We start from the raw sequence: 19,230 nt of genomic DNA on the forward strand, positions 1-19,230 counted from the left end.
CCAGGAATTCCGCAAGTTCGTCGGCGGCGACGTCGGTATAAACCGCCATCGCGACTATTCCGCTGCGTCGGGCCGCAGCGAACGCGGCAACGGAAAGAACTCGTTCTCTTCCGCGGCCGAGACCGTCTCCACATGCAGTTCGTAACGCTCGGCGAACGCGCCCATGATCTCCTCGACGATCACTTCCGGCGCCGAGGCGCCCGCGGTGATGCCGAGGCTCTTGAGACCGCTGAATCGCGACCAGTCGATATCGCTGGCGCGTTGCGCCAAAACCGCGATCGGGCAGCCCTCGCGCTCGGCGACTTCGCGCAGCCGCTGCGAATACGACGAGTTCGGCGCCCCGACCACGATCAGGGCATCGACCACCGGCGCCACCTTCTTCACCGCGAGCTGGCGGTTGGTGGTGGCGTAGCAGATGTCTTCCTTGTGCGGACCGGAGATGTTCGGAAACCGTTCCTTGAGCATGGCGACGATTTCGGCGGTGTCGTCGATCGACAGCGTGGTCTGCGTCACAAAAGCGAGGTTGTCGGGGTCCTTCGGCGTGAAGGTCGCGGCATCGTGCGCGGTCTCGATCAGCGTCACCGCGCCCGGCGGCAATTGACCGAGCGTGCCGACCACCTCCGGATGATGGGAATGCCCGATCAGCAGGATCTCGCGGCCGCGCTTGAAATGGATCGCCGCCTCGCGGTGCACCTTGGTGACCAGGGGGCAGGTCGCATCCAGCGAGAAGAAATTGCGGGCGCGGGCGTCCGCCGGCACTGATTTGGGCACCCCGTGGGCCGAAAACACCACCGGGGCGTTGGTATTGTCGGGGATTTCGGCCAGTTCCTCGACGAAAATCGCGCCTTTGGTCCGCAGGCTGTCGACCACATAGCGGTTATGGACGATTTCGTGGCGCACATAGACCGGGGCGCCATAGATGGCGAGCGCCCGTTCCACGGTGTCGATCGCCCGCACCACGCCGGCGCAGAAGCCCCGCGGCGAGCAAAGTACGATTTTCAGGGGTGGTTTGGCCTGCATGAAAACGATCTCATAACCTAATCACCCTCGCCGACGGGCGGGAACGGTCGATTTGCATAGGGACTTGGGACTGCTTTCGGGCCCTGTCAAGGCCGTTTAGCTAACCATTGCGCGGTGACGCCCGGACGGCTTATATAGGGTTTAATTCCCGTCATGATGACCAGACGGCTTCGCCTCCTAAAGAGGTGGGCGAAGTGCAAGGAGATTTGCCATGAGCAATGCACCGCTGATGCCGAAGGCAACTGCCGTGTGGCTTGTCGACAACACCGCGCTGACCTTCGATCAGGTGGCGGATTTCACCAAAATGCATCCGCTTGAGGTCCGCGCCATCGCCGACGGCGACGCCGCCCAGGGCATCAAGGGCATGGATCCGATTTCGACCGGCCAGCTCAGCCGCGATGAGATCGAAAAGGGCGAAAAGGACCCGAACTATCGCCTCAAGCTCGGCGAGAGCAAGGTGACGCTGCCGCCTGCTGCCAAGAAGAAGGGCCCGCGCTACACCCCGGTATCGCGCCGTCATGAGCGCCCGAGCGCGATCCTGTGGCTGGTTCGTAACCACCCCGAATTGAAGGATGCGCAGATCATGCGGCTGGTCGGCACCACCAAGACCACCATCGCCAGCGTGCGCGACCGCACCCACTGGAACGCCTCGACCCTGACTCCGATGGACCCGGTAACGCTGGGCCTGTGCTCCCAGATCGAACTCGACTTCGAGGTGCAGCGCGCCGCCAAGGAGAAGCCGATCGATGCCGCCTATGGGGGCGCCACCCTGCTGCCGGCCTCCGAAACCACCCGCAAAGAGCCGGAATTCGAGCCTGGCGAGAAGCAACGCGACGACCTCAACGTCGATGCCGTTTTCGCCAAGCTGAAGACCATCGGCGGCAAGAAGCCGGACCTGGAATAGGCCGACGGACGTCGCTGGCCGCGAAAGTCCCAGCCTGCTCTAGCGTTCCGGCCGGAGATCGGATGGCGGCTCCGGAACATAGGCTTCCAGGCCCGCAAGATAGGTGTCGACAAAGAGCGACAGCTGCAACCTCAGGCTCTGTGGTGGCACGGCAACGAGCCGGTCCTCGATGCCGAGCGAGATGATGCCATGCACCGCGGAGAACAGGGTCCGCGCCAGCATGCCGACCTGTCCGGCTGGATATTCGGGCAAAAGCTTGAGCAGCGGCTTGTGCACCAGGGCGAATGTGGCGACCTCCATGTCCAGCAGGTCGTCGGGATACGGCCGGTCGTCTTCCATCCGGTGCTCGAACAGCGCCCGCAGCAAATTCGCGTGTTCCGTGGCGAAATCCAGGTAGCGGTCGGCCAGCCGGTGCAGGTGCTCGACCGGGTCCTCGACCTCGGCTTCGGAAAGTGACGCCCCGAGCGCCCGGAAAGTGTCTCGGTTGACCTCGAGGAGGGACGCAAGCCGCGAGGCGCTCCAGAAGCATGCGAAAGCAATCGGCGCCCATGATCTCGCGGTGCCGGCAGATATCCGTGTGGTCGACGCGGTGCCGCTGTTGGGATCCGGCAAGACCGACTATGTCGGGGCGACCATGCTCGCAAGGAAGCTGGGCGAGCCCTTGCAGGAAAGGGCTTACTGCGACGATATCGATCCGGCGCCGCCCTCCGGCACCTCCGTGGAGCACATGACCGTCCAATAGCCCTCTCCAGTTCGGGCGGCGCGATGCGCCGATCCGGCCGCGGGCGATGAAGGTCGGAGCATCCTGCTCGAAGGGCGCGAGCAACCCCCCTGACCGGTCCGTGACCGACTGAAGCATTAACTTTTCGTAAAGAGGCCTATAATACCATTGACGAAACAGGTGGAACGGTATCGCGATGACTGACCTCTTCTTTCTGATGGCGCTGTTGCTGGGTGGGGCCGCGCTGCTCTTCAAGCAGGCCGCCGAGCAGATTTCGGTCGGGACTTCCTGGGCCGGCGACGTCTGCTCGACCTCGCAGATGTTCTGCCATCATCCGGAATATCTCGCCTATGCCGGCGGCGTCATGCTGATCGTCGCAATCGGCGCCAAACTCGGCAGCGTGGCGAGTTAGACCTTATTCCGGAGAAACCTGCGCAGGCTGGCGTTGAAGACGTCTTCGTTCATGGCAGGCCTCGTTGAGTTCAGGGGTGGTCCGGATGGTTCAGCATGTATTCGCCGAGGTCGCGCTGCCGACGGTCGATGCGCGCGTTGGCGTTGCTGCGTTGAACGTCGCGATCCTTGCGGCAGGCGACATATTCCGGCGAGCCGACCGCGACGTTGTTGGCGCGGCAGAACGCGTCATCGTCGCCGCTGGTGTCAGCCATGGTTGGCTGTCCCCGCTCGAGGCAGCCTGCCAGTAGCGGTGCGACGAGCGTGAGCGCAAGGAAATGAGTTGAGGTCTTCAATCGCATCGCCTCTCACACCCTTCCCTTCAGCGCGTCGCCGATTTCGTCCAGCGCCTTGGGGTCCTCGATGGTGGCGGGCATCGCCCATTGATCGCCATCGGCGATCTTCTTTATGGTGCCGCGCAGGATCTTGCCGGAGCGGGTCTTCGGCAGCCGGCCCACGGTGATCGCGAGTTTGAACGCCGCTACCGGGCCGAGCTTTTCGCGCACCAGCGCCACGATCTCCTTTTCGATCTCGGCAGGGCTTCTGATAACGCCTGCCTTCAGCACCAGGAAGCCGCAGGGCACCTCGCCCTTGATGGCGTCCTTGATGCCGAGCACCGCGCATTCGGCGACGTCGGGATGGCCGGCGAGAATCTCTTCCATGCCGCCGGTGGAAAGCCGGTGCCCAGCGACGTTGATGATATCGTCGGTGCGCCCCATGACGAAAACGTAGCCGTCCTTGTCCTTGAAGCCGGCGTCGGAGGTTTTGTAATAGCCGGGGAATTCGTTGAAATAGGCTTCCCTGCAACGCTCGTCCTGCTCCCACAAGGTCGGCAGACAGCCCGGCGGCAGCGGCAGCTTTATGACGATCGAGCCCATGGTATCGGCGGGCACTGGCTTGGCCGACTCGTCGACCACGTCGACCTGATAGCCCGGCATCGGCACCGTCGGCGAGCCGTGCTTGACCGGCAAAAGGCCAAGGCCGACCGGATTGCCGGCGATGCACCAGCCGGTTTCGGTCTGCCACCAGTGATCGATCACCGGCACCTTCAATTGCGCTTCCGCCCATTCCACCGTCGGCGGATCGGCGCGCTCGCCGGCGAGAAACAGCGTGCGGAATTTCGACAGGTCGTACCTTCGGATGAAGGTGCCGTCGGGGTCCTCCTTGCGGATGGCGCGGAAGGCGGTCGGCGCGGTGAACAGCGCGACCGCTCCGTGCTCCGCTATCACCCGCCAGAACGCGCCCGCGTCCGGCGTGCCGACCGGCTTGCCCTCATACATGATCGAGGTCGCGCCATGAAACAGCGGCCCGTAGATGATGTAGCTATGGCCGACCACCCAGCCGATATCGGAACCACACCACCAGACTTCGCCGGGCTTGACGCCGTAGAGATTGAACATCGACCATTTCAGCGCCACCAGGTGCCCGCCATTGTCGCGCACCACGCCCTTGGGCACGCCGGTGGTGCCGGACGTATAGAGGATGTAGAGCGGATCGGTGGCCAGGACCGGTACGCAAGCGGCGGACTTCTTCGCCGCCATGGCGGCGGCTCGCAAATCGGCCCAGTCGTGGTCGCGGCCAAGCGCGAGGTCGCAGGCCTGCTGCGGCCGCTGCAGGATGATGCAGGCTTCGGGCTTGACGCTTGAAAGCCTGACGGCCTCGTCAAGCAGCGGCTTGTAATGCACGATGCGGCCGGGCTCGAGCCCGCAGCTCGCCGAAAAGATCAGTTTCGGCCTGGCGTCCTCGATCCGGGTCGCCAGTTCCTTCGCCGCGAAGCCGCCGAACACCACCGAATGAACCGCGCCGATCCGCGCGCAGGCCAGCATCGCGATCATCGCCTCCGGCACCATCGGCATATAAAGAATGACGCGATCGCCCTTGACGACGCCGAAATCAACCATGACGGCCGCGAGCGTCTTCACTTCGTCCAGCATCTCGGCATAGGTCAATCGGGTGACGTGGCCCGAAAGCGGGGAGTCGTGGATCAGCGCCAGCTGCCCGGCGCGTCCGTCCGCGACATGGCGGTCGAGCGCGTTGTAACAGGTGTTGACGACGGCGCCGGCGAACCAGCGGCCATACAGCCCCATGGCGGGGTCGAAGATTTTCTTCGCGGGCTCGATCCAGTCGATGTCGCGCGCCGCCTCGCCCCAGAACCCCCGGGGATCCCGGAGCGAGCGGGCGTGGACCTCGTAATACCGGCTGTTGTCAGGGATGTTCATGACGTCGCTCCCGCTAGCTGAATTTCAGCGTAATCCCGCCGTCGACCACAAGCTCGATGCCTGTGACGTATCTGGATTCGTCGGAGGCGAGAAACAGCGCCGCGTTGGCGACGTCCCAGGCATCTCCCATGTGCCCCATCGGCACCTGCGCGTCGCGCGCGCGCCACATGGCCTCGACGTCACCCTCGGCATAACTCGCCGCCAGGCCTACGGAATGTTCGACCATCGGCGTTTTCATCAGGCCCGGCAAGATTGCATTGACCCGGATATGCTGCCGCGCAAATTCAACCGCCGTGGTGCGCGTCATCTGGTTGATCGCGGCCTTGGTGGCGGCATAGGTGACATAGGACACGCCGGTATGCCGGATCGAGGCGATCGACGAGATATTGATGATCGAGCCGCCGCGCTGCCGCGCCATCACCGGGATGACGTGTTTCATGGCAAGGAAGGCGCTCTTGAGATTGACCGCGAAAACCCGATCCCAATCCGCCTCCGACACCTCGACCACCCCACCCATTTCGGCAATGCCGACATTGTTATCGAGCACGTCGATGCGGCCATAGGCCCTGAGGCATGCGCCCACCATCGCCTCGACGTCGGCGGCGCGGGACACGTCGGCGGTGAAAGCCATCGCCTCGCCGCCTTCGGACGTGATGATCTTGACGGTTTCCTCGGCGGCGGCAGCGTTGCGATCGACGCAAAAGACCTGCGCGCCTTCGCGTGCAAATGTCACCGCAGTCGCGTTGCCATTGCCCCAGCCGGGCCCGATCGAACCGGCGCCGACCACCAATGCTGCCTTGCCCTTGAGCCGTTCCATCGACTTTCTCCCGATCTGGCATTCTTGAGCTGACTGTAGCTCGGATGACTGCGCTTGCGAAATCCGAAGAGTATGGCCAACCCATCCCATCGGCCAACACCGGGGCTGCGGAAACGGGGCCGCGTTTGGCACTGGCAACCCCGCGCTTCCCCGCCTACGCTAGGATGCGAAACCGGCCCGTCAGAGGCCGGTCTTATCCGGGAGAACCCATGATGCCTGTCAATCGCACCACTGGATTATGCTTGGGAGCGGTCATCCTGCTCGCCGGCTCCAGCCTCCATCTCGCTCATGCCAAACCGTTCATGATCGTCGGTATCGACGAGAAAGTCTCCTGGGACGATGATGGAAAGACGGTCCTGTCGCCACCTGGCAAGGACCAGGTCCTGATCGTCGATCTTGCCGATCCAGAAAGTCCGAGAATCGCCGCCAGCCTTCCGCTGAAGAATTCGATCGTCGGGCCGCCGGTCAATCTCGACATCGACCCCTCCGGCTCGGTGGCGCTGGTAGCGGATTCGGTCGATGTCGTCAAAGACGGCGACGCCTGGAAGCAGGTGCCGGACAACAAGATCTACGTCATCGATCTCAAGGCCAGCCCGCCCAGGCTGGCGGCGACGATCGCCGCCGGCAAGCAGCCGTCCGGGCTGAACATCAGCCCCGACGGCAAGATGGCGCTGGTCGCCAACCGCGGCGACAATTCGATCAGCGTGCTCTCCATCAATGGCACCGACGTCAAGCTGATCGATACCGTGGCGATGCCCGACAGCGTCGCCCATGTCATGTTCACGCCGGACGGCAAGCGGGCGCTGGCGGTGCGGTTCCCCGCGCACAAGGTCTCGGTGCTCGACGTCGCCGGTGACAAGGTGACCTACAGCAAGCTCGATCTGCCGACCGGCCAGTGGCCCTACAATGTCGTGGTGACGCCGAACGGCAGGATCGCGCTCACCTCCGACAATGGCGGCGCCGGCTCGTCCGACGGCAATGTCGATACTACAAGCGTGATCGACCTCGAAGCCAACCCGCCGCGCATCATCGACCGCGTCGTGGTCGGTGACGGGCCGGAGGGGCTTGCGATGTCGCCGAAGGGCGATCTCGCGGTCGCCGCCATCCTGCGCGGCTCCAATATGAAGAAGGCTTTCTTCTACCAGAAGAACGGTAGCCTCTCGATCCTGAAGATCGACGGCAAGAAGGTGACCAAGACCGGGGATATCGAGGTCGGCGGCTTGCCGGAGGCGGTGATGTTCACGCCCGACGGCAAGTACATTCTGGCCGGCAACTTCCTGGACGGGGATTTCTCGATCCTGAAGGTTGACGGCACCGAAGTTACCGATACCGGCAAGCGCTTCAAGGTCCCGGGCCATCCGGCCTCGGCGCGGATGGGCCACTGAGGGCCGGGGCCCGTTGATCAACGCCAACGGGCCCGCGCCAGAATGCACGGCGTGATGCCGACCGCCGCAGATGCGGCCGCGCGTTTGCCGCACGTCACTGAAAGGTCATATCCAGGCATTTCGAAATGTCGGAGCCGAGGCCGGACGAGATGGTGATGCAGCCGCGGACTTTTTGCGCTGACGTGTCGGCCGCCCATATCGCATAGCCCCCGGGGCCGAAGAATGAATTGGTGTTGGGCGGCTCGGTCTCGGTGGCGTCGAATTCGTACTTGGAGTCGCTATCGAAGATGCGGGGCTTCTTGGCGCAGCCGCCGTCGGTCTGAACGCTGATCACTTCCTTGTTGTCGCGGGTGAGCGCCAGGCTGACCTGGCACCTGAAATATTCCGAAGTCTTGACGTTGAACAGGTAGGCGTAGGATTTGCAGGTCGCGGTGCTGAGCTTTCCAGCGGCCAGCCCCCGGCTGCAGGAAATTCTCTGGTTGTGGCTGAGTGCGAAATCGTCCGCCCGGGCAACCGGAACCAGCGCCACCAACGACAGCGCGACGCTGCAACAAATTTTAATGACAAGGCTCATCTGAATCATCCCCATGCATATTCTTGTAAGCACCGCTTCTAGACTGAAACCGGAAGATAGTCGCGAAGAGGGATGCGGGAAATCACAAAGTCTTTGGATCGCGCGCTGTTACAAATCGACGCGTCGTATTGACGGGACAACAGCGTTCGTGATTTGTTCAATGCGGGCGGCAGCGCCGCCAGGCAAGACCAATTCTTTCCAACCCAATTCTTTCCGACCGATGGCAGGGAGACTGCAGGATGACGCGATTCTCGACCAAAACCCTTTTGACGGCAGCAGGCTTGCCGGTGATGGCCGCGGCGCTTGGTGTGGCCGCGGCGCTTGCAATGGCCGCGGCGCCTGTCGCGCTCACCACCGCCGCATTTGCGCAGGAAGCCGCGCCGACGCCATGGGTGCTGTCGCCGGACATGGGCTATGGCTACGACAAGGACGGCAAGACCTTTTCCTACAGGATGGGCACCAACAATGCGGGCCTGTTGCTGAAGGGCGCCAAGAAGGTGCCCAAGGGCACGCTGTTCTTCATCGGCCAGAACGGACAGCTCTATATGCGGACCGGACCGTACCTTGAAGGCGACGGCAGGTTCATGTTCGGGCCGGGCTGAGGCGCTAGAACGCTGCCGCGAGTTCCTTGGCGCCGGGCAAATTGCCGTTGCTGTCCATCCGGCTGTCGGTGACTTCAAGCAGTTTTGCCACCGTGTTATGGCGGATCGCCACCGGATTGCGCTCGTAGCCGGAGCGCTGGAAGAAATTCGAGGTCGGGACCTGCTCGCGCATCGCCTGCGGCATCGTCACCATGTCGAGCCCGGTGCCGTCGCCGGTCAGGTTCATCATCTCCAGTTCGGCAGCGGTAAGCGGGCGGTTATAGCCCTTGGCACGCGCGAAGATCACCGAGGTCAGAAGCTTGTGGGTCTGCAGCAGCGGCCCGACATCGATATCCAGCACCATGGCGTGCATGGCCCAGCCCTGCGGGGTGTCGCCGAGCCGCTCGTGCGCCGACCATTCGTCCGGCACCGATTGCGCCAGCGCCACCATCCGCTTCAGCACCGCGATCTTGTGATCCATCGCCTTGAGGGGCGCGCCGGACAAGCCCGCGGCCCTTTCCGAAAGCGCGCGGATGAATTCGTGGCCCTGCTCGGCGAGCAATTCGACGGTGTTGGTGGTGAGCAGCTGATTATAGCCGATCGCAGTCGAGATCGCGCGCGCGCCCGGCCGCGCGTATTCCAGTCCCGATTGCATGTCATGATTGCCGTTGCCGCCGGTCTCGAACGAATAGACCCGCACCGCCTGCTCGCGCGTCAGCCCCGCCGCCAGCGCGACGCGGGCATAAACGCGCTTGAACTCGATGTCGTGGGCCGGCTGCTGCGGCACAAACTGGAAATGTTCCGCGGCGGCCGTCAGGAGATCGGCGACCAGCGGAATATATTTACGCCCGGAGGGAGCTTGCTCGGGCTGGGATGGCTCTGGATTTACCGGCCGCTTCGGCCCGGCATAGACCGGTGGCTGCGTCAGTACATAGTCGTCGAGCCCTATGGCCAAATGTTCGCGCCGCTTGGCGTTGCGGCCGCGCCGCTTTTCGGCAATGGAACTCCAATAGGCGCCGGCTTCCGCTTCGAATGCAGCGCGGGCTTCCTGATATTCGCCGAGCTTGCGGCGATATTCCGCGATCGCTTGCGGTGAGGCCATCTGGGCCATCGCGCCGGTGGTCGCGGCCTGAACCGCGTCCGCGGCCAAGGCCCGCGGCGCGATCAGCAGCGCAAGCGCGAGAGTTCCGGCACAACGACGAATCGCTTGATGAGACATGGGTTGCTTGTAGCAAGCGCAAGCAGCGCAAGTCAGCCCGGAAAACGGCGCGGCCGGCAAACGCCTACTTCCAGGCAAATACCGGCTGTTCCAGCTCGGCAACGCGGGTGTCGCGGCCATCAAGCACTTCGCGGAACTGATAGATCAATGCCGCCGTCGGCGCGTGAATGAAATCGCCTGAATGACGAAACCGGATGACGCGGCGGTCGCTCTCGGGAATACCGACGAAGTCGAAGGCACCGTCCCGTTCGACGTCGGCAAGCGCAATGCGATGCACCGAGGCGACCTCTTCCGGGTTGGGCGAGATGACGGCACGCGCGGTCGCCCAGACCACGACCGGCGTGATCAGATAGCCGGAGCGCGTCGGGTAATCGTCGAGCAAGCCCAGGACATCGCTTGCGCCCAGTTCAAGCCCGAGTTCCTCGTGCAGCTCGCGCAGCGCCGCCCCAACCGAGGTTTCGCCATCGTCGCAGCGTCCACCGGGCAGCGCCCACTGACCGCGGTGGGCGCGCAAACCTGTCGCACGCAGCGTCAACAGCAAGGCCGTTGCAGCAGCGCCCTCGTCGGCCGCCACCAGAACGATGGCGACGGCGGCGCGCTTCAGCGCAGGCTGCGGCTCGGCCGCCGGCAGTCGCACAAAGTCGGCGCAGCGCTCCGCGATTTTCCGCCTGGTGGCATCGTCAAATGGCCTGACCATGGGCGCTTGACTACAATACCTCGGCGCTTGATGAAATGACTTACGACCCCGTCGTCCCGGGACGACCCCGTCGTCCCGGGAAAACATTCGCGCGCGAGCCGGGACCCGTACGCCGTGTCATCTGATTTGGCACGGTGGGGGAGGCCTGTCATCGGCGCCGGTGGTTATGGGTCGGGCGTTCGCCGGGACGACCGTGGGGAGACAGGGATGAGCGACAGGGCCGCGGAGAAACTCAAAGCCTCCGGCTGGACCATCGTCGAGACCACGGGCTTCATCCACCTGGTCGGACCGCTGTGGCAGCGGGTCGTCAATGGCGAGCATGAATATGCGCTGGTCGCGCAGGACAAGCATCACAACCGCCGCGGCCTGGTCCAGGGCGGGGTGCTGATGACATTTGCGGACCGCAGCTGCGGAATGACCGCGCGATTCGTATCGGGCCGGCCGATGCTGGCGACGGTGCAGATGGATACCCATTTCGTCGAGGCCGGCAAGATCGGCGAGGTCCTGATCTCGAAGCCGCGCGTGGTCCGCTCGACCCGCAGCCTGATCTTTGTGAGTACCGAATTAACCGTGGAAAAACGCTGTATCGCCATGGCCAATGGTGTGTTCAAGATATTGAAGAGCGAATGAGCACTTTGACCTCTTCCCCGCGAAGTGCGAGGGAGCGATCCGTCATTCCCGGTCGATGCCAGGCATCGAACCGGAATATCTGGATGCCCCGATGTGCAATTGCACATCTGAGGTTGGCTGCGCGCGCCGGAAAGACGACACCAACTCGGAGGACCCACGCCATGCAATATCGTCAACTCGGCCGCAGCGGCCTGAAAATCTCGCCGATCTGTCTCGGCACCATGATGTTCGGCGGCCCGACCGATGAGGCGACGTCGGCACGGATCGTTGCGAAAGCGCGTGAGGCCGGCATCAACTTCATCGATACCGCGGATGCCTATTCGCAGGGTAATTCCGAGCAGGTGGTCGGACGCGCCATTTCCAACAGCCGCAACAGCTGGGTGCTCGCGACCAAACTGGCCAACCAGATGGGAGATGATCCCAACCGCGGCGGGCTGTCGCGACGCTGGGTATTACAGGCCGCCGACGAAAGCTTGAAGCGGCTCGGCACCGACTACATCGACATCTATTACCTGCACAAGGAAGACCATGCGACGCCGCTGCAGGAAACCGTGCGCGCGATAAGCGAGCTGATTCAAAAAGGCAAGGTGCGCTATTTCGGCGTCTCCAATTACCGGGCCTGGCGGGTCGCCGAGATCTGCAACATCTGCGACCGTCTCGGGATCGATCGCCCGGTCGCGAGCCAGCCCTATTACAACGCCATGAACCGCATGCCCGAGGTCGAGCATTTCCCCGCCTGCCTCTATTACGGCCTTGGCATCGTGCCCTACAGCCCGCTGGCGCGCGGCGTGCTGACCGGCAAATACGCACCCGACGCTGCGCCCGACAAGGACACCCGCGCCGGGCGCAACGACGTCAGGATGATGCAGACCGAATGGCGCCCGGAATCGCTGCAGCTGGCGCAGCAGATCAAGCGCCACGCCGAGACCAGGGGCATCACCGCGGGACAGTTCGCGGTGTCATGGGTGCTGAACTCTTCGTTTGTCTCTGCCGTGATCGCGGGTCCCCGCACCGAAGCGCAATGGGACGATTACCTGCGCGCGCTGGATTATCGCTTCACGTCCGACGACGAAGCCCTGATCGATCGCCTCGTCGCGTCAGGCCATCCCTCGACGCCCGGTTTCAATGACCCGGCCTACCCGATCGAGGGCCGGCGAGCGCGGACGGCGGGGTGAGCGAAAGGCGCGGCCTTCTGCATCCCCAAGGTCTATTTCAGGTCTGTTCAACGCTTCCTCGCAGGTTCCGCCGGAATCCCGACGCAAGTGGTAAAGCCGTCCGTTTCCCTGGCGGCTGTGCCGCAGGGGGCGGCCTTTACCGTTACTGTGGAAACACCGTCACTGCCAACTTTGTCCAGGCCGGTTTCACCGCCTGGAAGCAAGGGGCTGCCCGCCTGCGGAGCAACGTCGCGCGGCGGCGCCGCAGGTGTTGCAGACGGTAGGGCAGCACCTTCCTCAGGCGGGGGGCTGCCAATCGTTCCCGGTGACTGCTGCGCCAACCCTGCCAATGGTAGCATCATAAAGGCGATGGCTGCGATAAGGGCGGTCTTGCGCATGGGAGTCTCCTGTGATTGCCACCCATAGAGCTGAGAGGCGCACGCGGAAATTCAACCCGCAGCAGGGATTTGTCTCGCACCCCCCTCGCCTGTTCGATGGCCGACCGCGATCAAGGCCCTGCGACGCCTCTTCCGCGCACCGCAGCGCGTGCGAAAATGGCGCCCAGTCAGCCCTCGATCTCGAGCCCGGTCGGCATCGGCACGTTCTCGGGCGAGAGTTCCAAGCCGGCGGCCAGCGCGACAGTTTCCAGCAGCGCGGAGAAATCCCTCTCAAGATAAGCGGCCGGATCGGGCTTCAGCGTCGCCGCGCCGAAATGGCTCTGCAGCGCCTCGCGCGTCGCCGCCGTCACCGGCATGGCGACGTCGAGATCGCGCCCGGCCTTCAGGCCGAGATCGAGATCCTTGCGCAGCAGCGCTGGCGTAAAGGTCGTGGTCCAGTCGAGATTGACCAGCGCGTTGCTCTTGTACTTGGTGAATATCGAGCCCATCACGCTGGCGTTCATGAAATCGAGGAATGCGTGGCGCGGCACCCCGGCCTTTTGCGCCAGGATGGTGATCTCGGCGAGATTCTGGATCACGACGCCGAGAAAGACGTTGTGCGCGATCTTGCAGATGCGCGCCAGTTCGCCCTCGCCGACATAGGAGACCCCGGAGGCGGCGATGGTCGAAAGGTAAGGCTGCACCTGGTCGAAGGCCGGCTTCGGGCCGGACACGACGCAAGAGAGCTTGCCGGCTTTGACGGTCTTGCCGTTGCCGCTAACCGGGGAGCTGATGAATTCGCAACCCAGTTGCTTCAGCCGCGCGCGGATCGCTTCGGACTGTTCGACCCCGATCGAGGAGCAGTCGACCAGGATTTTTGGGCGTGACCCGGACGTGCCGGCGACGAGGCCGTTGTCGCCGAAATAGACCTGTTCGAGATCCCCACCGGTCGACACCATCGTGAACACGATGTCCGCGCCGGCAAGTTCGCTCGGCTGATCCACGATCCGCCCGCCCTTCTTGGTCAGTGGCTCGGCCTTGGCGCGGGTCCGGTTCCAGATCGCGACGGAGTTGCCGGCGTCGAGCAACCGCTCGGCCATCGGATAGCCCATGCGTCCCATGCCGATCCAGCCGAGGGAATGTTTTGTCATTTTGGTCTCCTCAATAGCGATTGGCGATCGGCAGTTCTTCCGCCGGAAACAGCGTGATGACCTGACACCCCCTGTCAGTGACGACGACCTCCTCTTCGATACGGGCCGCCGAAAACCCGTCCTTCGCCGGGCAATAGGTTTCCAGCGCGAACACCATGCCGGTCCTGATCTCCATCGGGTTTTCCAAGGACACCAGCCGCGAGATGATCGGGCGTTCGTGCAGCGCGAGCCCCAGGCCATGGCCGAACTGCAGCCCGAACGCCGCCATCTCGCTCGGGAAGCCGAACTCTTCCGCCTTCGGCCACACCTTGGCGACGGTGTCGGTCGCGACCCCCGGTTTTATCAGCGCGATCGCGTTGTCCAGCCATTCACGGCATTGCTTGTAGGCGTCGTGCTGCACCGGCGTCGCGCGCCCGATATTGAAGGTGCGGTAATAGCAGGTGCGATAGCCCTGATAGGATTGCAGGATGTCGAAGAAGGCCTGGTCGCCCGGCCGCAAGATGCGGTCGGTGAAATTATGCGGATGCGGATTACAGCGCTCGCCTGATATCGCGTTGATCGCCTCGACGTCGTCGGAACCCATCTCGTAGAGAATCTTGTTGGCGAGGGCTACGATGTCGTTCTCGCGCACCCCGGGTTTCAGCGCCTCGTAGATCGAATGGTAGACGCCGTCGACCATGGCCGCGGCCTGGTTGAGCAGCATGATCTCATCGATGTTCTTGATCTCGCGGGCATCGAGCATGATTTGCTGGCCGTCGACGACCTTGATGCCGGCCTTCTGCAGTTCGAAAAACATCGCGGTCTCCGCGATATCGACACCGACCGGCATGTCGGCGACGCCGGCCGCCCGCAGCAGGCTCATGACTTCCTCGGCATGCGCTTTCATCAGTCCGACCGCCGGCGGCACCGTGCCGCGCATGCCGAGCATGCCGGCGCGGCAATTTTCCGGCACCAGCCAGTCGCAGTTGATGCGGTGATGCACGGCGGCCGAGCCGAAGTCCCAGACGATCGGCTCGCCATCGCCGGCCAACAGCGCAAACCGGCACAGCTTGTCGCGCTCCCATTCGCCGATCTTGGTGGCGGAGATGTAACGGATGTTGTTGACGTCGAACAACAGCAACGCGCCGCATGGCGAGGCCTTCAGCGCCGCTCGCGCCCGCGCCAGCCGGTAGTGGCGCAGCCGGTCGAAATCGATCCGGCGTTCGAAATCGACCGACATATGGCCGTGCGAGGGTATCGCCCGATCCCAGCGCCAATGCGGATCGAGATGCTCGGGGCGGATCAGATGCGGCGAAAGCGCGTTCGAAACATTCATGGGGAATGACCGGCTGGAGGTGCTTGCAATCGATTGCATAATGGGTTTTATAGGCGCCTGTCAAGGACGGCGGCGCGGGCCTGCCATGCCCGACCGGACCTTGGCGCGAGGACGGAACTGGCTGCGAATGGTGCACAAAGGCAGAACTGCAACCTTGCGGGTGGCAAAACCCGCGGCTTCATCCCGCCCAACGATCAAGGATGTCGCGGAAAAATGCGGCGTGCACCCCTCGACGGTGTCGCGCGCGCTCAGCCCGGCGATGAGCCATCTGGTCGCGGCCGATGTGGCAAGGCGTATCCGCACCGCGGCGGCGACACTGGGCTATCAACCGAATGTGACCGCCGCCGGCCTGCGCACTGGGCGCTCCGGCCTGATCGGCGTGCTGGCACCCGATATCGCCGACCCCGGCTTCCCGCCGATCCTCAGCGGGGTGACGGAGACGCTTGGCGCCGAAGGCTATGCCACGATCGTCGTCGACGTCGGACCCGATCCCTCGCGGGAACAGGAACTGGTCGACAAACTGATCGCGCGCGGCGTCGACGGCCTCGTGCTCGCAACGGTGACCTTGAACGATCCCGTGGTCGGCCATTGCCTCGCGGCATCGATCCCGGTGGTGCTGGTCAACCGCAGCGACAAGGGGCGAAAACTGCCGGCGGTCGTCACCGACGATGAAGCGGGCATGCGGCTTGCGGTCGACCATCTGGTTGGCCTCGGCCACATCCGCATCGGCCATATCGCCGGGCCGCAGCATGTCTCGACCGGCGCGCTGCGCCGGGCCGGCTTCAAGCTCGCCGCTACCCGCGCAGGCTTACCGGCGCATAACATCATGATGGAAACCACGCGCGCCTATACGCGCGAGGAAGGACGGCTGGCCGCGCTGCGCCTGCTCGATCGCCGGGGCGCGCCGACCGCGATCGTCGCCGCCAACGACCTTTTGGCGCTCGGCATCTACGACGCGCTCAGCGCGCGCGATCTGCGCTGCCCCGCCGACCTCTCGGTGGTCGGCCACAACGACATGCCCTATGTCGACATGCTTTCGCCGCCCTTGACCACCGTGCGCATTGCCCAGCGCAGCATGGGCAACCAGGCCGCCCGCCTGCTGCTCGACGCGATCGCCTACCCCGCCGGCCGCCGCCAGCGCGTGGTGCTGAGGCCTGAGCTGATCCTGCGGGGGTCGACGGCGCCGCCGAGAGAGTATTGGGGGGCGATGGCAAATGATCGCGGGTAGGCGGGCGCGGACGAATTAAGTTTACCCGTGCAAGGCCTTGAGCTGCGGGTGGACGGAAGCGGAAAGGAGCCGCCCGGCCGGGCTGCCGCCGCGAGGCGTCATGGAGAACTGCAGCTTGCCCAGAGGGACAGGCCGACCGAAGAGGTATCCCTGAAGGAAGTCGACGCCTGCGTTACGCAGCAGAGCAAATTGCTCGTCGGTCTCGACGCCCTCCGCTGTGATACTGATACTGAGTCCGCGCGCGAGAGTGAGAACCGATGAAATGACTGCATCGCAGTCTGAACGAATCCCCATTCCCTGGGTGAATGAGCGGTCAATCTTGATCCTGTCGAACGGGAATTTCGTGAGATAGCTGAGTGAAGAGTAACCTGTCCCGAAATCGTCCAGCGCGATGGTGATACCGATATTCTTCAATCGACGGATTGTCGTCAAAAACTCCTGTTCGTTTTCCAACAGGACGGTCTCCGTGATTTCCAGCTCCAACCGGCTTGACTTGAGGCCGGATTTGACCAACGCATCCAGGATGACATCGAAAAGATCGCCTCTTTTGAACTGAACCGCCGACACGTTGACGGCAACCGTTATGTTTTCCGGCCATCGCGCGGCGTCCGCGCAGGCCCTTTGTAAAACCCATTCTCCGATGGAAACGATCAACCCCGTCTCCTCGGCCAACGGAATGAATTGATCGGGAGGAACAAGACCTCTGACGGGATGACGCCAGCGGATCAGGGCTTCGACCGCACAGGTAAGGCCAGTTCTGGCGTCCACGACAGGCTGGTAGTGCAGTTCCATCTCATTTCGAGCGAGCGCCAGCCGAAGTTCCGCCTCCATGATCCGGCGGGCTTCGACCACCTGCAGCATGCTGGCGGCAAAAAACGTGAAGCAATGACCGCTGGATTTGGCTTCGTAGAGTGCCAGGTCGGCCTTCCTCAGGAGATCGCTTGGTACCGCTCCGTGTGCGGGAGCGAGAGCGATACCAATACTCGTGCCGATGTTTACCGTGTTGCCGCCGAGATCAAACGGCTGCAAAAACAGCTGCTGAATCCGAAGCGACAAAGCAATTGCCGCGTCCTGTGGCTTGCTGCCAACGGCGGATTGAAGGATGGCGAATTCGTCGCCACCCAGTCTTGCGACGACGTCAGATTCCCGTACGGAGACTCTCAGCCGATCCGCTACCTGCCTCAGGAGTTCGTCGCCGACGGGATGTCCAAGGGTATCGTTTACGTTCTTGAACTTATTGAGATCCAGGACAAGAACCGAGAACGCGTCGGCCTGATCGTCCAAGCGCAGGATCGCGTCTTCCAGCGCGTGGGTGAACTGCAACCGGTTGCTAAGACCCGTCAGCTGGTCGTGGTGGGCCATGAACAGGACTCGCTCCATCAGAGCTTGATCCTCGTCCTCGCGGTGCTTCAGACTGCTCTGCATGGCGACGAGAGAATGCTGAAGACCTCCAAGCTCGTCCTGTCGCCGTATTTCTATTCGATTGGTCAAATTCCCCGCCGCGATGCTTTCGGCAAACCGCCATGCTTCAAGGATCGGCTTGCTCATCGAATACGAGAATGAGACCGCGAGTAACAAGCCGACAAGGGCCGCCCCAAACGACAGCACCAACATTGTCTGGCGCGACGCGGCGACGGCATTTCCGGCGGCAATGCGGTATTCGAACCCGTAAGCTGCAACTGTCTCCACCAGGTCATCAAGCGCGGCAACCGCGTCGTCGCTTTTCCGCTCGATCGCGAATGGCGCTGGGATCGCCGTAAGACCCGCCAAGGGTGGATCGAGTATGCTCAATTCGGCTTCGGACCAGTCGTGAATTCGCGCCTTCGCCCGCAACAGAGCCGATGCGACGCTTGTGTTTTTGACCCGCTCATCGACGATGCTGAGGTCATCGGCGATACCCGCTAGCAGCATTCCAAGGGGTTGCAAAGGCGTCGTGAGAGCGTCGCTACTGCCTCCTGTTTGAATGAGCACGCGAGCCTCGTTGAAAGCGGCGTGGGCGGACCGGGCATGCTCGATCGCAATCAGTGGCCCGTCAAACAGGCGGGCCACGCGATCGCCTGACTCGGACACCCCGCGGAACCCGTAAAGCGCCAGGGCGCAAGCCAGCGCGACGAGTACGCTGAACGCGAAAAAGAACTTGTATCGAATGGACATCAGCAGTCCTTCAGGGGCGGCCGGATCACTACTCCGTAACCACTATGGTCATCTTCATTCGGGGATGGATCGCGCACATGATCACAACTTCACCAGCTATGGAGAACGTTACGTCGGTCGATAAGCCCGGACGCTGCGAACCGAGATCGAATTCGTTGCCAATGCTCGCCGAGAATACGTTGTGCGGCACAGTGTCGTCATTCAGGAAGACAACTACCTGGCCCTTTCTGATCGTGGTGATGTCGGACGAGAACATCCGGCCTTTTTGGTGAACTGTATGATTTGCAGCCAATGCCAGGGCCGTCGGCCCGAACAATCCCAGGGCTACGATGGCAACAATGATACGCATGAAGCTTCCTGTCTGTCCGAGCGGTCAAGCTCAATGAGGAAATACCGGTATGGTCGTCGGCGTCAGTTTGCTGGATAGAGATTCGAGAAATGCGACCAAATCGAGCTTGTCTTGCTTCGAGAGACCAAGAGGCACGATCAGGTCCGAACGGCTTGGACGGTCGACGCCTCCTCGGTCATAGTGCTCGATGACGTCCTCGAGCGTTGGCATGGAGCCGTCATGCATGTATGGGCCGCGGCTCGATATCTCGCGAAGTCCCGGCGTCTTGAACGCATGATCCATTTT

The 19,230-nt window shown here is 63.0% G+C and carries 20 protein-coding genes and 1 pseudogene; 8 read left to right on the forward strand and 13 right to left on the reverse strand.

The genetic code is table 11. The annotated features are described in order from the left end of the window. Window positions 1-54 precede the first annotated feature (54 nt). A complete protein-coding gene (gene ispH / locus ABSG20_RS10005; RefSeq protein WP_423864342.1) occupies window positions 55-1,020 on the reverse strand; it encodes a 4-hydroxy-3-methylbut-2-enyl diphosphate reductase in 966 nt (321 codons plus the stop codon). Between the two features lie 211 nt (window positions 1,021-1,231). Between ispH and ABSG20_RS10010 the strand changes: the two genes are divergently transcribed. After that, entirely contained in the window at window positions 1,232-1,924 is a 693-nt protein-coding gene (locus tag ABSG20_RS10010; protein ID WP_423864343.1) for a DUF1013 domain-containing protein, read from the forward strand. Between the two features lie 39 nt (window positions 1,925-1,963). Here ABSG20_RS10010 and ABSG20_RS10015 read toward each other — a convergent pair whose 3' ends face one another. Then, entirely contained in the window at window positions 1,964-2,497 is a 534-nt protein-coding gene (locus tag ABSG20_RS10015) for a TetR-like C-terminal domain-containing protein (RefSeq protein WP_423864359.1), read from the reverse strand. Here ABSG20_RS10015 and ABSG20_RS10020 point away from each other — a divergent pair. After that, on the forward strand, window positions 2,409-2,666 hold the full coding sequence (locus ABSG20_RS10020) for a hypothetical protein (RefSeq protein ID WP_423864361.1): 258 nt from the start codon (window positions 2,409-2,411) through the stop codon (window positions 2,664-2,666). The two genes, ABSG20_RS10015 and ABSG20_RS10020, sit on opposite strands and share 89 nt — an antisense overlap. 175 nt (window positions 2,667-2,841) lie before the next feature. Then, a complete protein-coding gene (locus ABSG20_RS10025) occupies window positions 2,842-3,057 on the forward strand; it encodes a hypothetical protein (protein ID WP_423864344.1) in 216 nt (71 codons plus the stop codon). A 70-nt stretch (window positions 3,058-3,127) separates the two neighbouring features. Here ABSG20_RS10025 and ABSG20_RS10030 read toward each other — a convergent pair whose 3' ends face one another. Genes ABSG20_RS10030 through ABSG20_RS10040 form a run of 3 tightly spaced genes read right to left on the reverse strand, consistent with a single transcriptional unit; the run spans window position 3,128 to window position 6,131 of the window. Next, window positions 3,128-3,397, reverse strand: coding sequence for a hypothetical protein (locus tag ABSG20_RS10030; protein ID WP_423864345.1), 270 nt, complete (start codon window positions 3,395-3,397; stop codon window positions 3,128-3,130). Window positions 3,398-3,403: 6 nt separating this feature from the next. Continuing rightward, complete coding sequence (locus ABSG20_RS10035) at window positions 3,404-5,314, reverse strand: propionyl-CoA synthetase (protein ID WP_423864346.1); 1,911 nt, start codon at window positions 5,312-5,314, stop codon at window positions 3,404-3,406. Between the two features lie 13 nt (window positions 5,315-5,327). Further along, entirely contained in the window at window positions 5,328-6,131 is an 804-nt protein-coding gene (locus ABSG20_RS10040) for an SDR family NAD(P)-dependent oxidoreductase (protein WP_423864347.1), read from the reverse strand. A 209-nt stretch (window positions 6,132-6,340) separates the two neighbouring features. On the opposite strand from ABSG20_RS10040, the gene ABSG20_RS10045 reads away from it, so the two are divergent. Further along, window positions 6,341-7,516, forward strand: coding sequence for a YncE family protein (locus tag ABSG20_RS10045; RefSeq protein ID WP_423864348.1), 1,176 nt, complete (start codon window positions 6,341-6,343; stop codon window positions 7,514-7,516). 94 nt (window positions 7,517-7,610) lie between these two features. On the opposite strand, the gene ABSG20_RS10050 is transcribed toward ABSG20_RS10045, so the two are convergent. Further along, complete coding sequence (locus tag ABSG20_RS10050; RefSeq protein WP_423864349.1) at window positions 7,611-8,090, reverse strand: hypothetical protein; 480 nt, start codon at window positions 8,088-8,090, stop codon at window positions 7,611-7,613. Window positions 8,091-8,380: 290 nt separating this feature from the next. Here ABSG20_RS10050 and ABSG20_RS10055 point away from each other — a divergent pair, with 290 nt between their 5' ends. Further along, complete coding sequence (locus ABSG20_RS10055) at window positions 8,381-8,692, forward strand: hypothetical protein (RefSeq protein WP_423864360.1); 312 nt, start codon at window positions 8,381-8,383, stop codon at window positions 8,690-8,692. Window positions 8,693-8,696: 4 nt separating this feature from the next. Here the strand turns inward: ABSG20_RS10055 and ABSG20_RS10060 are convergent, their stop codons facing one another. Together ABSG20_RS10060 and ABSG20_RS10065 are read right to left on the reverse strand one after the other, a co-directional pair. Next, a complete protein-coding gene (locus ABSG20_RS10060; RefSeq protein ID WP_423864350.1) occupies window positions 8,697-9,890 on the reverse strand; it encodes a hypothetical protein in 1,194 nt (397 codons plus the stop codon). A gap of 64 nt (window positions 9,891-9,954) precedes the next feature. Further along, the gene (locus ABSG20_RS10065; RefSeq protein WP_423864351.1) at window positions 9,955-10,587 is read right to left on the reverse strand and encodes an NUDIX hydrolase; all 633 of its coding nucleotides are present in this window, start codon (window positions 10,585-10,587) and stop codon (window positions 9,955-9,957) included. A gap of 207 nt (window positions 10,588-10,794) precedes the next feature. Between ABSG20_RS10065 and ABSG20_RS10070 the strand changes: the two genes are divergently transcribed. Continuing rightward, complete coding sequence (locus ABSG20_RS10070) at window positions 10,795-11,217, forward strand: PaaI family thioesterase (protein ID WP_423864352.1); 423 nt, start codon at window positions 10,795-10,797, stop codon at window positions 11,215-11,217. 161 nt (window positions 11,218-11,378) lie between these two features. After that, window positions 11,379-12,392, forward strand: coding sequence for an aldo/keto reductase (locus ABSG20_RS10075; protein ID WP_423864353.1), 1,014 nt, complete (start codon window positions 11,379-11,381; stop codon window positions 12,390-12,392). 544 nt (window positions 12,393-12,936) lie between these two features. Here ABSG20_RS10075 and ABSG20_RS10080 read toward each other — a convergent pair. Both ABSG20_RS10080 and ABSG20_RS10085 read right to left on the reverse strand, forming a co-directional pair. Further along, window positions 12,937-13,899, reverse strand: coding sequence for an NAD(P)-dependent oxidoreductase (locus ABSG20_RS10080; protein WP_423864354.1), 963 nt, complete (start codon window positions 13,897-13,899; stop codon window positions 12,937-12,939). A 10-nt stretch (window positions 13,900-13,909) separates the two neighbouring features. Further along, the gene (locus ABSG20_RS10085) at window positions 13,910-15,214 is read right to left on the reverse strand and encodes a M24 family metallopeptidase (RefSeq protein WP_423864355.1); all 1,305 of its coding nucleotides are present in this window, start codon (window positions 15,212-15,214) and stop codon (window positions 13,910-13,912) included. 127 nt (window positions 15,215-15,341) lie between these two features. On the opposite strand from ABSG20_RS10085, the gene ABSG20_RS10090 reads away from it, so the two are divergent. Beyond that, on the forward strand, window positions 15,342-16,442 hold the full coding sequence (locus ABSG20_RS10090; RefSeq protein ID WP_423864356.1) for a LacI family DNA-binding transcriptional regulator: 1,101 nt from the start codon (window positions 15,342-15,344) through the stop codon (window positions 16,440-16,442). A gap of 21 nt (window positions 16,443-16,463) precedes the next feature. Here the strand turns inward: ABSG20_RS10090 and ABSG20_RS10095 are convergent, their stop codons facing one another. From ABSG20_RS10095 to ABSG20_RS10105, 3 genes and pseudogenes are all read right to left on the reverse strand, one after another. Next, entirely contained in the window at window positions 16,464-18,596 is a 2,133-nt protein-coding gene (locus ABSG20_RS10095) for a putative bifunctional diguanylate cyclase/phosphodiesterase (RefSeq protein WP_423864357.1), read from the reverse strand. A 28-nt stretch (window positions 18,597-18,624) separates the two neighbouring features. Then, window positions 18,625-18,945, reverse strand: a complete 321-nt coding sequence (locus ABSG20_RS10100) for a cupredoxin domain-containing protein (protein ID WP_423864358.1) — start codon at window positions 18,943-18,945, stop codon at window positions 18,625-18,627. 30 nt (window positions 18,946-18,975) lie between these two features. Further along, window positions 18,976-19,230 (reverse strand): annotated as a pseudogene (locus ABSG20_RS10105) (tryptophan tryptophylquinone biosynthesis enzyme MauG); the annotation flags it as partial.

The sequence above is a fragment of the Bradyrhizobium sp. genome, assembly GCF_049512235.1.
Classification (GTDB): domain Bacteria; phylum Pseudomonadota; class Alphaproteobacteria; order Rhizobiales; family Xanthobacteraceae; genus Bradyrhizobium.

Coding starts and splice junctions, on each gene's coding strand:
- ispH (WP_423864342.1), bottom strand. CDS start 1,020: ATGCAGGCCAAACCACCCCTGAAAATCGTACTTTGCTCGCCGCGGGGC.
- ABSG20_RS10010 (WP_423864343.1), top strand. CDS start 1,232: ATGAGCAATGCACCGCTGATGCCGAAGGCAACTGCCGTGTGGCTTGTC.
- ABSG20_RS10025 (WP_423864344.1), top strand. CDS start 2,842: ATGACTGACCTCTTCTTTCTGATGGCGCTGTTGCTGGGTGGGGCCGCG.
- ABSG20_RS10030 (WP_423864345.1), bottom strand. CDS start 3,397: ATGCGATTGAAGACCTCAACTCATTTCCTTGCGCTCACGCTCGTCGCA.
- ABSG20_RS10035 (WP_423864346.1), bottom strand. CDS start 5,314: ATGAACATCCCTGACAACAGCCGGTATTACGAGGTCCACGCCCGCTCG.
- ABSG20_RS10040 (WP_423864347.1), bottom strand. CDS start 6,131: ATGGAACGGCTCAAGGGCAAGGCAGCATTGGTGGTCGGCGCCGGTTCG.
- ABSG20_RS10045 (WP_423864348.1), top strand. CDS start 6,341: ATGATGCCTGTCAATCGCACCACTGGATTATGCTTGGGAGCGGTCATC.
- ABSG20_RS10050 (WP_423864349.1), bottom strand. CDS start 8,090: ATGAGCCTTGTCATTAAAATTTGTTGCAGCGTCGCGCTGTCGTTGGTG.
- ABSG20_RS10055 (WP_423864360.1), top strand. CDS start 8,381: ATGGCCGCGGCGCTTGGTGTGGCCGCGGCGCTTGCAATGGCCGCGGCG.
- ABSG20_RS10060 (WP_423864350.1), bottom strand. CDS start 9,890: ATGTCTCATCAAGCGATTCGTCGTTGTGCCGGAACTCTCGCGCTTGCG.
- ABSG20_RS10065 (WP_423864351.1), bottom strand. CDS start 10,587: ATGGTCAGGCCATTTGACGATGCCACCAGGCGGAAAATCGCGGAGCGC.
- ABSG20_RS10070 (WP_423864352.1), top strand. CDS start 10,795: ATGAGCGACAGGGCCGCGGAGAAACTCAAAGCCTCCGGCTGGACCATC.
- ABSG20_RS10075 (WP_423864353.1), top strand. CDS start 11,379: ATGCAATATCGTCAACTCGGCCGCAGCGGCCTGAAAATCTCGCCGATC.
- ABSG20_RS10080 (WP_423864354.1), bottom strand. CDS start 13,899: ATGACAAAACATTCCCTCGGCTGGATCGGCATGGGACGCATGGGCTAT.
- ABSG20_RS10085 (WP_423864355.1), bottom strand. CDS start 15,214: ATGAATGTTTCGAACGCGCTTTCGCCGCATCTGATCCGCCCCGAGCAT.
- ABSG20_RS10090 (WP_423864356.1), top strand. CDS start 15,342: ATGGTGCACAAAGGCAGAACTGCAACCTTGCGGGTGGCAAAACCCGCG.
- ABSG20_RS10095 (WP_423864357.1), bottom strand. CDS start 18,596: ATGTCCATTCGATACAAGTTCTTTTTCGCGTTCAGCGTACTCGTCGCG.
- ABSG20_RS10100 (WP_423864358.1), bottom strand. CDS start 18,945: ATGCGTATCATTGTTGCCATCGTAGCCCTGGGATTGTTCGGGCCGACG.